The sequence below is a fragment of the Ensifer sp. Root31 genome, assembly GCF_001424825.1.
GTDB classification, from domain to species: Bacteria; Pseudomonadota; Alphaproteobacteria; order Rhizobiales; family Rhizobiaceae; genus Ensifer; species Ensifer canadensis.
In genome coordinates, this window is sequence record NZ_LMCO01000066.1 from 327993 (window position 1) to 344058 (window position 16066).

The window sequence follows — 16066 nt, forward strand, 5'->3', positions numbered from 1 at the left end:
ACACGGGTCCGGTCGTGTGCTTGAAATGAAAGAGGCGCCGAGCCAGAGCTCGACGCCTCCAAATGTTTCCTTTTGCGCGGTCGCGCGAAAACCCGCCCTCACATGTTGGGATAGACCGGTCCCTCGCCGCCCTGCGGCGGCACCCAGTTGATGTTCTGGTTCGGGTCCTTGATGTCGCAGGTCTTGCAGTGCACGCAGTTCTGCGCGTTGATGACGAAGACCGGCTGGCCGTCCTTTTCCACCCATTCATAGACCCCGGCGGGACAGTAGCGCGTCGACGGACCGGCAAAGACGTCGAGCTCCGACGTGCGCTGCAGCTCCGGATTCTTCACCTGCAGGTGGATCGGCTGGTCTTCCTCGTGGTTGGTGTTCGACAGGAACACCGAGGACAGCCGATCGAAGGTCAAAACACCGTCGGGCTTGGGATAGTCGATCTTTTTGTGCTGGGCGGCCGGTTCGAGGCTCTGCGCGTCGGTCTTGCCGTGTTTCAGCGTGCCGAAGAACGAGAAGCCGAACAGCTGGTTGGTCCACATGTCGAGACCGCCGAGCGCTACGCCGACCGCCGTGCCGAACTTCGACCACAGCGGCTTGACGTTCCTGACCCGCTTCAGGTCCTGGCCGATGGCGCTGTCGCGCCAACCACGCTCGATTTCGATCGGCTCGTCATTGGCGCGACCGCTGGCGATTGCCGCCGCCAGCTTCTCAGCCGCCAGAATGCCCGACAGCACCGCATTGTGGCTGCCCTTGATGCGCGGCACGTTGACGAAACCGGCCGAACAGCCGATCAGCGCGCCGCCGGGGAACGACAGTTTCGGCACCGACTGGTAGCCGCCTTCGGTGATCGCCCGGGCGCCATAGGACAGCCGCTTGCCGCCCTCGAAGGTGCCGCGAATGGCCGGATGGGTCTTGAACCGCTGGAACTCCTCGAACGGGAAGAGATAGGGGTTCTTGTAGTTGAGGTGCACGACGAAGCCGACGGCGACCATGTTGTCTTCGAGGTGGTAGAGGAACGAACCGCCGCCGGTCTTCATGCCGAGCGGCCAGCCGAACGAGTGCTGCACCAGACCGGGCCTGTGGTTCTCGGGCTTGACCTGCCACAGTTCCTTGAGACCGATGCCGAATTTCTGGACGTCGCGATCCCTAGAGAGATCGAATTTTGAAATCAGTTGCTTGGCGAGCGAGCCGCGCACGCCCTCGCCGATCAGCACGTACTTGCCGAGCAGTTCCATGCCGCGGGCAAAGTTCGGGCCCGGCTCGCCGTTGCGCTCGCTGCCCATGTCGCCGGTGGCGACACCGATGACGGCGCCTTCGTCGTTATAGAGCACCTCGGTTGCGGCAAAGCCCGGATAGATCTCGACGCCGAGCGCTTCGGCATGGCCGGCAAGCCAGCGGCAGACATTGCCGAGTGAGACGATGTAGTTGCCGTGATTGTTCATCAACGGCGGCATGGCGAAGTTCGGCAGGCGGATCGAGCCGGCGGGACCGAGCAAGAGGAAATGATCGTCGGTAACCTCGGTCTTGAACGGATGGTCGGCCTCGTCGCGCCAGCCCGGCAGCAACCGGTCGATGCCGATGGGGTCGACGACGGCACCCGACAGGATATGCGCGCCGACTTCGGCGCCCTTTTCCAGCACCACCACCGAAAGCTCGGGATTGACCTGCTTCAACCGGATCGCAGCCGAAAGCCCCGCAGGCCCCGCGCCGACGATCACCACGTCGAACTCCATACTCTCGCGCTCGGGTAGATCCATCGCCTCGCTCATACCGTCTCTCCAGTCTCGCCGGTCTTCTGCCAGCTCAGTTCCCAGGCCATATCATCTCGTCATGGCAAATGCAGTTTGGCTTGTCGAGCCGGGATGCGACAGTCGATGCCCGCTTTTGCGCATGAGGTCATGAGTTTAGCACAAATGTCTATATGACGTGAACGTAAACGTAAATACGTGATTTCACCCATGTCCTTGTGGGCCGCCGCCTTGCAGCCTTGCTTTTGCCGAATAGCCATGTCAGGAGGCCGGGCATTCATTTTCCGGCGGAAGACGCCGGCAATCCCATCCGCAACCAGCATTCGGCAAGGCGCCCTACGGCGCCGGAACGGCATGCCTTTCGCTTCATTCCGGGCTCCGCCGACCTTCCCGGCACCGGCCCAGAAGGCGGCGTGCGGAACAGAGCCGTGTCGCCTTCGCAAGCCCCGGAAGGGCGCGTCGCGAAGCGACACCAAAACACAGGCGTCAGGAGACATCATATGGCCAGAGCACTGGGCTTCGATTTCGGCACCACCAACTCGGTCCTCGCGGTTTCGGCAGGCGACACCACCCATTCGATGAACTTCGACAGCATGGCTGGCAGCACCGATGCGATGCGCACGGCACTCTCCTTCATGAAGGATTCCAACCTCGGCGCGTCCGCCCTGAAGGTGGAAGCCGGACAGGCGGCAATCCGCTCGTTCATCGACAATCCCGGCGACTGTCGTTTCCTGCAGTCGATCAAGACCTTCGCCGCAAGCCCGCTGTTCCAGGGCACGCAGATCTATGCCAAGCGCCATAGTTTCGAAGACCTGATGCGGGTGTTCCTCTCCAAGCTGAAGGACTATGCCGGCGACGACTGGGCGAGCCAATACAGCCGCATCGTCGTCGGAAGGCCCGTTCGCTTTGCCGGCTCCAGCCCCGATCCGGCACTGGCGCTCGAGCGCTACAGCGCCGCCCTTTCCGAATTCGGCTTTCCCGAGATCCACTATGTCTACGAGCCGGTGGCGGCCGCATTCTACTTTGCCCAGAACCTCAAGCGCGACGCCACGGTGCTGGTCGCCGACTTCGGCGGCGGCACCACCGACTATTCGCTGATCCGTTTTGAGACCAAGGCGGGACGTCTGACGGCAACGCCAATCGGCCATTCGGGCGTCGGCGTCGCCGGCGACCATTTCGACTTCCGCATCATCGACAATGTGATCTCGCCCCTCATCGGAAAGGGGAGTCTGTTCAAGAGCTTCGACAAGCTGCTTGAAGTCCCGTCGAACTACTATGCGAATTTCGGCCGCTGGAATCAGCTTTCGATCTTCAAGACGTTGAAAGATTTCACGGATCTGAAGAAGCTGGTGCGCCAGAGCCTGGAGCCGGAAAAGCTCGAGGCCTTCGTCGACCTGATCGAGCATGACGAGGGTTATCCGCTCTACCAGGCGATCTCGGCGACGAAGATGCGCCTGTCGCAGGAGGAGGAAACCGAGTTCTACTTCTCGCCGCTTGGCGAGATGTCGCGCCGCACGGTGCGCCGCGCCGACTTCGAAAGCTGGATTGCGCCTGAACTTGCGCGCATCGAAGACGCGCTCGACGAGGTGTTACAGACAACGGAAACGCCGCCCGAAAGCATCGACAAGGTCTTCCTCACCGGCGGCACCTCGTTCGTGCCGGCGGTGCGCAACCTGTTCGAGCGGCGCTTCGAAAAGGACCGGATCGAAAGCGGCGGCGAACTGCTGTCCATCGCCCACGGCCTGGCGCTGATCGGAGAACATGAGGATATCGGCCACTGGACCGCGAATGCCGCATGAAGCCATTGGACCACATTTTCTGACGTGCTAGGTTGGCGCCCATGACTTCTGCCGACAACCTCTCCCCCGGCCAACTCGCCGCCCTGCTCGCATTCCACGCGGATGCGGGTGTCGAGTGGCTGATGGAGGAGGAGCCTGTCGATCGCCTCGCCGAGTTCGAAGCGATGAAGGCGGCGCGTTCCGACGTGCGCCAACAGGCCGATTCGCGCCCACAGACGAGCGCAAGCCAGCCGGTTGCGCGCCCGGAGGCCTCGCCTGCTACGCGGCAGCCGGCCAGCTCGGCCGGTGGCCAAGCTCGCGAAACGCGCGCGCCAGCACCTGCCGTCAACGCCCCTGCTGTGGCCATCCCCGACGCCCAGGCCGTCAAGGAGGCGCAGTTTGCCGCCGAATCGGCGCGGTCGCTCGCCGAGCTGCGGTTGGCAATGGAAGGCTTCGTCGGTTGCAATCTCAGAAACAGCGCCCGCAATCTGGTCTTTGCCGAAGGCGATCCGTCAAACGGCATCATGATCGTCGGCCCGATGCCCTATGCGGATGACGATCGCGACGGGCAGCCTTTCTCGGGCAGGCTGGGCGACATGCTCAACCGCATGCTCGCCGGCATCGGACTATCGCGCGAGGGCGTTCTGCTCAGCAATGTCGTGCCGTGGCGCCCGCCGGGCAACCGCGTGCCGACCGCCCGCGAGGCCGATATCTGCCGCCCCTTCATCGAGCGCCAGGTCGCTTTGGCCGAGCCCAAGCACCTGTTGTTGCTCGGCAATTTTACGGCGCGCTTCTTCTTCGGCGGCAGCGACACAATCCACCAGCTGCGCGGCGAATGGCGTGACCTTCAGATGGGCGGACACAGCGTCCAGACCCTTGCGACCCTGCACCCGCAGGACCTGGTGACAGCGCCGATCAACAAGCGCTTTGCCTGGCAGGATATGCTTGCCTTCAAGGCCCGCATCAACGGCTGACGGCCGCCTGCCCGTTTCATGAACAAAGTGTGAAGAAAGCCATGCGGTTTGCGCATATCTGCGCAGCGTTCTAGTGCATTGCAAAATCCATGTTGCAGCGCAATATATCAACACGGGAGGAATGGAATAAGGAACAAGAACCATGACTGCCCGTTTTCGCCCGATCCACAGCAGCTTTGAGACGCTCCGTCATACGGACGCTGCCCGACGGACGCCGTTCAACCGCTTCGGCTCGGCAGCCAACGAGCAGATGACTGCAATCGGCCTTGCCCGGACCACCCGTCCGTCGCAGCTCTTCGCCGACTTCATCCAGCGCTGATCCCCACGCGATGCGCCAAAAGGCGTGTCGCGCGAAAGAGACGACGTAAGACAAGGAACAAGATCATGACCAAGCCCATTGCAAGCCTCAAGGTCCTGTTCGATTCGATCGCCGATATCGGCACTGCCGTACGTGCCTCGCGCGAATACACCGCGCTCAGCACCACCAAGGACGCCCGCCGCGCCCATCGCTCGGCGATCAGACCACTGCTGCCGAACTGATAGCGCCCGAGGACGGACCGTTACCGTCTTTTTGCTATCGGCTGTCGCAATCGACAGCGCCTCGAAAACTGGATAGAGCCACACTCATTTCGAGTTCGAAGCGATCGGTCACTCCGGCAACCCCGTCTGACTGCCCTCGCTCCGCATCGCGCCTTCGTTGCCAGCCACCCGGTTGGTCAAGTCGGCGCGTCTTTGTTTTCAGGAGCGCCGATGCTGGCCAGTCTCGCTTCCGTCCTCAGCCTGATGCTGTCCACTTTGTTGATGATGGTGGCCTTCGGGCTTCAGAGCTACGTCATCCCGGTTCGCTCCGTCGCCGAGAACTGGTCGACGCTGACGGTCTCGGTCATTGCCACCGGCTACACGGTCGGCTTCACCCTCTCCTGCATCATCACGCCGAAATTCGTGTTGCGCGTTGGCCATGTCCGCGTCTTCACCGCACTCATAACCCTGCTTTCGATCGCCATCCTGCTTTGCGGGCTGGTCGTCGACTGGCGTGCCTGGATCGCCTTTCGCGCCATATCCGGTTTCGCGATCTCCGGCAGTTATCTCGTCATCGAGAGCTGGCTCAACGAACGGGTGACCAACGAGAACCGCGGCATGCTGTTCTCGCTCTACCTCATCACCACGATGGTCGGCACCATCGGCGGGCAATACATGGTGCCGCTGGGAGACCCGACCAACACATCGCTCTTCATCCTTTGCGGCGTGCTGTTTTCGCTGGCACTACTGCCCACGGCGCTTTCTTCCTCGCCGATGCCGGCACCGCCGGCGCAGGCGCGATTCGACATTCCAGGCCTGTTTCGCCGCTCTCCGGTTGCCGTGGTCGGCGGCTTTCTCGCAGGCGCGCTCTCGGGCGCCTGGCTGAACCTCGGCGGCGTGTTCACGCAGAAGATCGGCCTGTCGACCGGCGAAGGCGCAACATTGCTCGCATCGCTCCTGACCGGCAGCGCCCTCTCGCAGATCCCGATCGGCCGCGCCTCCGACCGCATCGACCGGCGTATCGTCATGGTCGGCTGCGGCATTGTCGGCGTGATCTCCTGCCTGGTCATGTCCGCGTCGATCGGCAGCAGCCCGACGGTGCTCTATATCGTCGCCGCCCTCGTCGGCTCGGTCCTGTTCCCGATCTATGCGCTGAACGTCGCCCATGCCAACGACCTCGCCAAGCCGGACGAATATGTCGAGATCTCCTCGGGCCTGATGATCACCTACGGGCTTGGCACGATCTCCGGCCCGTTGATGGTCGGCCCGGTCATGGATCGGTTCGGGCCGGCGGCGCTGTTCATCGTGCTTGCCGTCTATTTCGCACTCTATGCAGGCTACGCCGCCTGGCGCATCCTGCGGCGGGAGCAGCACGAGGGTCTCGTCGCCAAGACCGACTTCCAGGCGACCACGGTGCTGCCGACACCCGGACCCGACGTTACCAGCCCGACCGCCCAGCAGGCGTCGCAGGACGGCCTGATCGAGGACGACACGGTGCCTGCTTGGGAACGACAGCCGGAATGAATGAAACAGGGGCCGTCAGCCCTGTGGCGTGACGTGCTTGCGCGCACCCCTGCGCTCCAATCCAAGCCGATGCTCGCGGAAGATGATGAAAATACCGGCGCCGACAACGATGGCGGTGCCGATCAGCATGGTGCTCGTCGGGATGTCCTCGAACAGAAAATAGCCGATGATCAGGCCCAGCACGATCGAGGTGTATTCGAACGGTGCGATCGTCGACATGTCGGCGTGACGGTAGCTTTCGGTCAAGAGGAGCTGCGCGACGCCGCCGCAGAAGCCGGCGATCATCAGCAACAGGAAGGCTTTCTGCGAGATGCTCGGCCAGCCGAACGGCAGGGTCGCGAGCGAAAAGACCGAGGCCGAGAGCGAGAAATAGAGCACGATCGTGTGGGTGCGCTCGGCCCTCACCAGCTTGCGCACCAACACCATGGCGATCGCGCCGAGCGCCGCCGACAGCAAGACCGCCGCCGCCCCGAGCGCCTCGGACGACCCGAGACCGCCTTCGCGAAACAGCGTCAGCCGCGGCCAGGTGATGATCATGACGCCGACCAGACCGATGACGACGGCCGACCAGCGATAAAGCCGAACGGTTTCGCCGAGAAAAATCGCGGCAAAGGCAACGGCGATCAACGGCATCGCATAGCCAATGGCGATCGCTTCGGGGAGCGGCAAGTGCACGAGGCCGTAAAAGCCGAAGCTCATCGCCAGGATGCCGACGAAGCCGCGTGCGATGTGAGCGCCGATATCCTTCGTCTTGAAAGCGTCGCGCAACTGTCCGCGAAGGGCGAGATAGCCGAGGATCGGCACCATGGCGAAGGCGGAGCGGTAGAAGGTGATCTGGCCGGTGGCGATCTCGCTCCCGGCCGCCTTGATCAAGGTCGACATGCAAACGAAGATGACGACCGAAAGGACCTTGAGCAGGATCCCCTTCATCGGGTTTTCGACTTCGGCATCCATGGAAAACGCTTTTCGAGCCTTAGCGGAGGACCGCGGCGGCGACAGTTTGGGAGATTTGGGTGAGAGGCTCACCGGAGAACGATGTCACTCTAGCTGCGCCGGCCGCGAAAGTCGGATCAATCTTCTTGATGAACCGACTTTTTTCTTGATGAGTTCATCGCAGCAAAGACAATCGCCGAGAATTCTTTAGCGGGGTCGAAAAAAACCTTTCCGGTTTATTTCTTGTTAGTGCCACTTCGATACACGTCAAGGCGATAAGGGAGCGGGAAGAATACCGGACACCATGTCTTTTCTGCCGGAAGTGCGGTCGCCGGCATCACAATCGTGTGGCATATCCGGCTTTTCGCCCTTTGGCCTTTTCACCATCACAAGCGCCCTCTACAAATCCACCAGTAGCAAGGCGCGAGCGGGACTGACCATGCGGACAAATACTGGCCAGATCATTCATCTGGAAGACTACCGGCCGACCGACTTCGTACTTGAAAGAGTGGATCTGACCTTCGAGCTTGACCCGAAGGAAACCAAGGTCGAAGCGCGGTTGATCCTGCATCGGCGGGAAGGCGTGGACGCATCGGCCCCGCTGGTGCTTGACGGCGACGAGCTGGTCATGACCGGCCTGCTGCTCGACCAGGAAGAGCTTGCAGCCGCGCTCTACGACGTGACCGACGACACGCTGACGATCCGTGGCCTGCCCGAGACCGCCCCGTTCGAAGTCACCATCACCACGATGCTCTCGCCCGAGACGAACACCAAGCTGATGGGTCTCTACCGCACCAACAGCGTCTATTGCACGCAGTGCGAGGCGGAAGGCTTCCGCCGCATTACCTACTTCCCTGATCGTCCTGATGTACTTGCCGTCTATACGGTCAACATCATCGCCGACAAGAAATCCGCTCCGCTGCTGCTGTCCAACGGCAACTATCTCGGCGGCGCCGACATGGGCGATGGCCGGCATTTCGCCGCCTGGTTCGATCCGCACCTGAAGCCCAGCTATCTCTTCGCGCTGGTTGCCGGCGATCTCGGCGTGGTCGAAGACACGTTCACCACCATGTCCGGCCGCGAGGTCGCGCTGAAGATCTATGTCGAACACGGCAAGGAGCCGCGCGCAGCCTACGCCATGGACGCGCTGAAGCGCTCGATGAAGTGGGACGAAGAGACGTTCGGCCGCGAATACGATCTGGATATCTTCATGATCGTCGCCGTCTCCGACTTCAACATGGGCGCCATGGAGAACAAGGGGCTCAATGTCTTCAACGACAAGTACGTGCTGGCCGATCCGGAAACGGCCACCGACGCCGACTACGCCAATATCGAAGCGATCATCGCGCACGAATACTTCCACAACTGGACCGGCAACCGCATCACCTGCCGCGACTGGTTCCAGCTCTGCCTCAAGGAAGGCCTGACGGTTTATCGCGACCACGAGTTTTCCGCCGACATGCGCTCGCGCGCCGTCAAGCGCATCGCCGAAGTCCGGCACCTGAAATCAGAACAGTTCCCAGAGGATGCAGGCCCCCTTGCCCATCCGGTCCGGCCGACGAAATACCGTGAAATCAACAACTTCTACACGACCACGGTCTATGAGAAGGGCTCCGAAGTCACCCGGATGATCGCGACCCTTCTCGGCCGCGACCTGTTCAAGAAGGGCATGGATCTCTACTTCGAACGCCACGACGGCCAGGCTGTGACGATCGAGGATTTCGTCGCCTGCTTCGCCGATGTCAGCGGCCGCAATCTCAGCCAGTTTTCGCTCTGGTACCATCAGGCGGGAACGCCGCTGGTGACAGCCTCCGGCGCCTATGACGCAGGCAAGCAGACCTTCACCCTGTCGCTCGAACAGACCGTGCCGCCGACGCCGGGCCAAAGCGCCAAGGAGCCGATGTACATTCCGCTGCGCATGGGCCTGCTCCTTGGAAACGGCGCGGAAGCCGACCTTTCGAGCGTGGCGGGCGCAGATATCACCGGCGACGTGCTGCACCTCACCCAACGCAAGCAGACGGTGGTTTTCTCCGGCATTACTTCGCGCCCGGTGCCTTCATTCAACCGCGGCTTTTCCGCTCCGATCAACCTGCATATCGAGCAGACCGACGACGACCTGGCGCTGATCGCGCGGCACGAAAGCGATCTCTTCGCACGCTGGCAGGCACTCAACGCCATTGCACTTGCCAATCTGGTATCCGCGACGGCCAACGCCCGTGCGGGCAAATCCGTGACCTGCGAAAAGGCGCTGCTCGACGGCCTTGTCGCCGCGGCGGCTGACGACGGACTGGAGCCGGCTTTCCGGTCGCAGGCGCTGTCGCTGCCGAGCGAAGCCGACATCGCCCGCGAGATCGGCGCCGACAACGACCCCGATGCCATCCATACCGCCCGGCAGCAGATCCTCAAGGCGATTGCGGTTTCCGGCCGCGGAACCTTCCTTCGGCTTGCCGACGAAATGGCGTCGACGAGTTCCTTCAGTCCGGATGCGGAAAGTGCGGGACGTCGAGCCCTGCGCAACGCCGCACTCACCTATCTCGTCCATGGCGAGGATGATCCGAAACGGGCAGCAGAAGTCTTCGCAGCCGCCGACAACATGACCGACCTCAGCCATGCACTGGCATTGCTCGCGCACCGGTTCCCGGATGCGCCAGAGACGGCTCAGGCACTGGCAACCTTCCGGAAACGGTTTGCCGACAACGCGCTCGTCATCGACAAGTGGTTCGCGGTGCAGGCGACAATCCCCGGGGCCGGGACGCTCAATCGCGTCAAGGCGCTGATGACCGAGCCGCTATTCAATGGCAATAATCCGAACCGTGTCCGGTCTCTGGTCGGCAGCTATGCCTTCGCCAACCCGACAGGCTTCAACCGCGCCGATGGCGAGGGCTACCGTTTCCTCGCGAAGCAGATCCTCGATATCGATCCGCGCAATCCGCAGCTCGCGGCACGCATCCTGACTTCGATGCGCTCCTGGCGCTCGCTTGAAGACACGCGCGCCGATCATGCCCGCAATGCGCTGAAGGAAATCGCTGGCGCGACCAAGCTTTCGGCCGATGTCAGCGACATCGTCGAGCGCATGCTCAAGGCCTGAAAAGGCCGGGAATGCAGGCATTTTTCAAGGGCCGGGTCGCTCGCTCGACCCGGCCTATTATTTCCCAACGATTAGAAATGGTTAAGAAATCTTTACCATTACCTCTGGACAAGGCGAATCGCCCTGTGATTCATTGAGTCAGATTCGGGCGAGCGGCGCGCCGAATCATCAGAGGGTTTCACATTGGGTAAGATGGCGGACGCGCGACCAGCGAGCGCAGCCGACGGGCGGTTGCGACTCAAGTTTTCGGGCTTTTCCGGCCTGGAACGCGAGTTCATCTCGCAGGCGAAGATTTTCGCCGAGCCGACGTCGCAGCGTCTTGCGAGCGCGGAACCTATTCTCAAGCGCTCTATCCCCATCCTCATCATCGCATTCCTGATCATAGTCGCCGTTTCGCGCATGTCCGGCATCATGGGCGAGCACGCCCGGATGGAAGACAACTCGCGCCAGACGGTCGGGCTTGCCGCGGCAACGGCGGTCGCGGCGTTCCAGGCTGACGGCATGACGCTGTTCGAAGAGGGCCGGCGTTGGGATGCCGAACAGCGGCTGACCCAATACCTGCCCAACACCATGCTCGACGCGGGCATGTTTCTTTTGACCGTGCGCAAGGATGGACGGATCTTCGCCAGCACACCTGATGGTGTGCCGCTGATCGGCCGGACGCTTGCCTCGGTTGCACCCGATATCGCCACGCTGCAGTATTACGGCGAACATTCCAGCGTCATGAAGACGGCCATCAACGGCGTCGACCATATCGTCGCTTTGGCGCAGTTGCCGGAAGCGGCCGGCGTCGTCCTGGCGGCAACGCCGGTGACCCAGCTCGAAACGGCCTGGCGCGACGAGGTTTCGCTGAATGTGACGCTGTTTGCCGGCATCTCGGCGATCCTGCTGGTGGTGCTTTACGCTTATTACATCCAGGCCAAACGCGCCCGCGACGCCGACGGGGTGTTTGCGGAATCGAACCTGCGGGTCGAAACCGCCCTGTCGCGCGGCCGCTGCGGCCTCTGGGATTTCGATCTTGCCAACCGACGGCTGTTCTGGTCGCGGTCGATGTATGAGATGTTGGGCATGCCCGGCGAAAGCAGCGTGCTTTCCTTCGGCGACGCCGCACGGCTGATGCATCCGGACGATCGCGGTATCTATGGCGTGGCGCGGACAATTGCCCGCGGCGATGCGCGACAGATCGACCAGGTGTTCCGCATGCGGCATGCGGACGGCCATTATGTCTGGCTGCGCGCCCGCGCCGAGATCATCCGCACCGTTTCAGGCCGCGCCCATCTCATCGGCATCGCCATGGATGTCACCGAGCAGCACCGCCTCGCCCAGCGCTATGCCGAAGCTGATCAGCGTCTGGCCGATGCCATCGAATGTACGTCCGAGGCCTTCGTCCTCTGGGACAAGCAGGACCGCTTGGTCATGTGCAACACGCACTACCAGGAAGCCTACAAGCTGCCGGATCACGTTCTGGTGCCAGGCACCGAACGCATCGCCGTACACGCCGCTGCGGCACGCCCGGTAGTGGAACGCCGCATTGCGGATCCTGACCGTAGCAACCATTCGCAGACCACCGAAGTGCAGCTCGCCGACGAGCGTTGGCTGCAGATCAATGAGCGGCGCACGCGCGACGGCGGCCTCGTTTCTGTTGGTACCGACATCACGCTGCTCAAGCGTCACCAGGTGCGGCTGCGCGAATCCGAGCGCCGGCTGATGGCGACCATCGGCGATCTCTCGGCTTCGCGCATGACCCTGGAGCGGCAGAAGACCGAGCTGTCGATCGCCAACGCCAACTACCAGGCGGAAAAAGAACGGGCCGAGGCGGCGAACCACGCCAAGTCGGAATTCCTGGCCAATATGTCCCATGAGCTGAGGACACCGCTCAACGCCATTCTCGGTTTTTCGGAGATCCTGCAGACCCAGATGTTCGGGCCGCTCGGCTCGGAGAAATACGATGAATACTCGCGCGACATTCACGACAGCGGCAAACACCTGCTGAACGTCATCAACGACATCCTGGACATGTCGAAGATCGAAGCAGGCCATATGCGCATCAGCCGCGAGACCATCGATCTCGCGCCGCTGATCGAGGAGACGCTGCGTTTCACCACGATCCCGGCGCAGCAGAAGAACATCCATGTGGTGCAGCAAATCGCCTCGGGCCTGACCGTGGTCGCGGATCGGCGGGCGATGAAGCAGGTGCTGCTCAATCTCTTGTCGAACGCGGTCAAGTTCACCAATGAAGGCGGGCGCATTTCGCTGCGCGCCCGCAAGGTCACGGGCGCTGTGACATTGACGATCGCCGACTCCGGCATCGGCATCCCGCGTGATGCCCTGCAGAAGATCGGCCAGCCCTTCGAGCAGGTGCAGAGCCAGTATGCCAAGAGCAAGGGCGGCTCCGGCCTCGGGCTTGCCATCTCCCGGTCGCTGACGCGCCTTCACGGCGGAACGATGAAGATCCATTCCGCCGAAAATGTCGGCACCATCATTTCATTGCGCATGCCCGATCGCGACAGCGACCCGCAGCCCTATCCCGAAACCACCGACTGAAAAATACGCCGGACGGCCTTCGACAGCCGCCTGATATCCGCCTCCAGCGTTTTCAGGTCGGGATAGTCCCCTGCCCGGCAGACGAGATCGACAAGACCGGCAGGCGCCTCCTTCGGGTCGAACTCGCCTTCGATGCACAGGCGCACGATCTGCGACAGCTCGGTAAAGAGGCTCAGCGCCTCCATCGTCGTGTCGAGATCATTGGGGTTCATCATCGCACCGCCGAGGACCTTCAAGGCGTCGGCCGTGTGGGCGCCGGCCTCAAGCGGCGGCACGCCCTTGGCGGGAGCGATCAGCGCCAGGTACTGCGCAATGAACTCGATATCGACCAGGCCGCCGGGGATCAGCTTGAAATCCCAGATGTCGCTTGGCGGCTTCTCGCTGTCGATCATCTCGCGCATCGAGATCACGTCAGTGCTGACCTTGGCGACATCACGCGTGTGGCCGAGCACTTCGGCGAAGATGGCATCGGCTTGCGCCTTCAGACTGTCGTCGCCGCAGATGCAGCGCGCCCGCGTCAGGGCCAGATGCTCCCAGGTCCAGGCCTCTTCCCGCTGGTACTTGGCAAAGGCGTTGATGCGGGTGGCGACCGGGCCCTTGTTGCCGGACGGCCGCAGCCGCATGTCGACCTCATAGAGTACGCCCTCGGCTGTGGGCGCTGAGAGCGCTGCAATCAACCTCTGCGTCAACCGGGTAAAATAGCGCATCGGATCGAGCGGCTTGCCGCCATCCGATTCCGGGGCCGCGTCGTCATAGTCGTAGAGCAGGATCAGGTCGACGTCGGAGCCCGCCGTCAACTCGTGGCTGCCGAGCTTGCCCATGCCGACGACGACAATGCGCCCACCCGGAAAATCGCCATGGACCGAACGGACCTCGGCGAGCACCGCGTCCACTGCGGCAGCGATGATCAGGTCGGCGAGATCGGTAAAGGCGCGACCGGCCTGCGCGCCCGAAATCGAGCCGGTCAACAGGCGGATGCCGATCAGGAACCGCTGTTCGGCGGCGATGATGCGCAGCCGGTCGAGCACCTCTTCATAGTGGCGGGCGCCGGCAACGAAGTTGGCGATGCGCGGCGCCAGATAATCCCGGGTCGGCAGCTCCGCCAGAAGGCCCGGGTCGAGCATGCCGTCGAACACATGCGGCCGCGCCGCGATGATCTCGGCCAGCCTTGGTGCCGAGGACATGATGTTGACGATCAATGACAAGAGCCGCGGATTGTTGCCGAGCAGCGAAAACAGCTGGATGCCGGCCGGCAGGCCCGAGATGAAATGGTCGAAACGCAGGAGCGCCTCGTCGGCGCGCCGGCTTTCGCCGAAGACGCGCAGGAGCTGCGGCGTCAGCTCCGTCAGCCGCTCGCGCGCCTCGACCGACTGCGTCGCGCGGTAGCGGCCGTAATGCCAGGTGCGGATCGTGTGCGAGATGTCCGACGGCCGCTGGAAGCCGAGCTTTCTTAGGGTCTCGAGCGTATCGGGATCGTCGCGCTGGCCGGTGAAAACCAGATTGCCCGTCTCGCTCGAAAGCTTCGCCTCCTGCTCGAAGAGCTGGGCATAACGGCGCTCGACGGTGCGCAGCACCTTCGACAGCGCCTTGGAGAAGGAAGCCGTATCCTCGAAGCCGAGCATGAAGGCGATCCGCTTCAGCTCTGCCTCGGTCTCCGGCAGCACATGGGTCTGTTCGTCACGCACCATCTGAATGCGGTGCTCGACATCGCGAAGGAACCAGTAGGCCTCGACCAGTTCGGCCGCGGTCGTCTCGTCGATCCAGCCGGCCGTTACCAGCGCATGCAGCATCGGCTCCGTCGCCTTCAGCCGCAGTTCGGGCATGCGTCCACCGGCGATCAGCTGCTGGGTCTGAACGAAGAACTCGATCTCACGAATGCCGCCGCGGCCGAGCTTGATATTGTGTCCCTTGACCGCAATCTCGCCATGGCCCTTGTGGGCGTGAATCTGCCGCTTGATCGAATGGATGTCGGCGATTGCCGCATAGTCGAGATACTTGCGGAAGACGAACGGCGTCAATTCCTTCAAGAAGGCATCGCCCGCAGCTATGTCGCCGGCAACGGGCCGCGCCTTGATGAAAGCTGCGCGCTCCCAGTTCTGCCCCCTGCTCTCGTAATAGAGCATCGCCGCCTCGACGGGGATTGCGAGTGGCGTCGAGCCGGGATCCGGGCGCAGCCGCAAGTCGGTGCGAAAGACGTAGCCGTCGCCGCTGCGCTCCTGGAGAATGCGGATGAGGCGGCGCAGAAGCCGGCCGAAGGTCTCGGATGCATCGTCGCGATCGATGATGATGCCGGACTGCGGATCGTAGAAGACCACGAGATCGATGTCGGAGGAGTAATTGAGCTCGAAGGCGCCGAGCTTGCCCATGCCGAGCACGACAACGCCAGACCCCCGGCTCGGGGCCGTCACGTCCTTGAGCGCGAGCTTGCCGCCCTGGTGACCGCTCAGCAGCAGATGATCGATCGTTGCCGAAACGGCAGCGCCGGCAAATTCGCTCAGCCAGCGCGTCGTCTCGCGACCGTCGAAATGTCGTGAGAGGTCCGCAAGCGCAACGGCGAAGGCTAGCTCGCGCTTGGCCTTTCGAAGCCGCGTCATGATCTCGGTATCTGGCAGTGCCACGCCGGGCTCTGCCGATACCCAGGCATCCCGCGCCCGCCGGACCCTTTCGGTGAGAAATTCCTGCAGCGGCTCCGACAGGAGCTGTTCGAGTATGCCGGGCTGGCTGCCGCCGGTGTCGCGCAGGAATGGCGACAGGGCAAAGGCAGCGACGATGAACGCCTTGAACGGCGTTTCGGATGCCAGCAGACGGCTGATCTGGTCATGGCCCTTGGCCATATCCTTCAGCACCGACAGCGCGGATTTGGCGTCAGCCTGGCTTGCCGGTTTGATCGGCGCCGTCTCCATGCCCCACCAGTGCCCTGCCATCGTGTCCTGCATACCGTTCCCCCGTGTTCTCCGCAAACCG

Annotated in this window: 11 protein-coding genes; 7 read left to right on the plus strand and 4 right to left on the minus strand. The window is 62.6% G+C overall.

Annotated elements, in window-relative coordinates; genetic code table 11:
* Positions 1-98 precede the first annotated feature (98 nt).
* Entirely contained in the window at positions 99-1763 is a 1665-nt protein-coding gene (locus ASD00_RS35845; RefSeq protein WP_057211468.1) for an electron transfer flavoprotein-ubiquinone oxidoreductase, read from the minus strand.
* Between the two features lie 59 nt (positions 1764-1822).
* Positions 1823-2065 (minus strand): hypothetical protein, encoded by a 243-nt coding sequence (locus ASD00_RS40625; RefSeq protein WP_128090422.1) that lies wholly within the window; start codon positions 2063-2065, stop codon positions 1823-1825.
* A 177-nt stretch (positions 2066-2242) separates the two neighbouring features.
* Between ASD00_RS40625 and ASD00_RS35850 the strand changes: the two genes are divergently transcribed.
* From ASD00_RS35850 to ASD00_RS35860, 5 genes are all read left to right on the plus strand, one after another.
* Positions 2243-3541 (plus strand): Hsp70 family protein, encoded by a 1299-nt coding sequence (locus ASD00_RS35850; RefSeq protein ID WP_057211470.1) that lies wholly within the window; start codon positions 2243-2245, stop codon positions 3539-3541.
* 41 nt (positions 3542-3582) lie between these two features.
* Positions 3583-4494: a uracil-DNA glycosylase gene (locus tag ASD00_RS35855; protein ID WP_025426356.1), complete on the plus strand. Its 912-nt coding sequence runs from the start codon at positions 3583-3585 to the stop codon at positions 4492-4494.
* A gap of 142 nt (positions 4495-4636) precedes the next feature.
* Positions 4637-4813: a hypothetical protein gene (locus tag ASD00_RS41080; protein ID WP_107026881.1), complete on the plus strand. Its 177-nt coding sequence runs from the start codon at positions 4637-4639 to the stop codon at positions 4811-4813.
* A 65-nt stretch (positions 4814-4878) separates the two neighbouring features.
* Positions 4879-5034: a hypothetical protein gene (locus ASD00_RS41085; RefSeq protein WP_164474923.1), complete on the plus strand. Its 156-nt coding sequence runs from the start codon at positions 4879-4881 to the stop codon at positions 5032-5034.
* Positions 5035-5244: 210 nt separating this feature from the next.
* Entirely contained in the window at positions 5245-6537 is a 1293-nt protein-coding gene (locus ASD00_RS35860; RefSeq protein ID WP_025426355.1) for an MFS transporter, read from the plus strand.
* A gap of 15 nt (positions 6538-6552) precedes the next feature.
* Here ASD00_RS35860 and ASD00_RS35865 read toward each other — a convergent pair whose 3' ends face one another.
* Complete coding sequence (locus ASD00_RS35865; RefSeq protein WP_025426354.1) at positions 6553-7491, minus strand: DMT family transporter; 939 nt, start codon at positions 7489-7491, stop codon at positions 6553-6555.
* Positions 7492-7909: 418 nt separating this feature from the next.
* On the opposite strand from ASD00_RS35865, the gene pepN reads away from it, so the two are divergent.
* Complete coding sequence (pepN, locus tag ASD00_RS35870) at positions 7910-10558, plus strand: aminopeptidase N (RefSeq protein WP_025426353.1); 2649 nt, start codon at positions 7910-7912, stop codon at positions 10556-10558.
* A 183-nt stretch (positions 10559-10741) separates the two neighbouring features.
* The gene (locus ASD00_RS35875; protein WP_025426352.1) at positions 10742-13102 is read left to right on the plus strand and encodes an ATP-binding protein; all 2361 of its coding nucleotides are present in this window, start codon (positions 10742-10744) and stop codon (positions 13100-13102) included.
* Here the strand turns inward: ASD00_RS35875 and ASD00_RS35880 are convergent.
* Entirely contained in the window at positions 13081-16038 is a 2958-nt protein-coding gene (locus ASD00_RS35880; RefSeq protein WP_057211472.1) for a bifunctional [glutamine synthetase] adenylyltransferase/[glutamine synthetase]-adenylyl-L-tyrosine phosphorylase, read from the minus strand. The genes ASD00_RS35875 and ASD00_RS35880 overlap by 22 nt on opposite strands.
* Between the last annotated feature and the right edge of the window lie 28 nt (positions 16039-16066).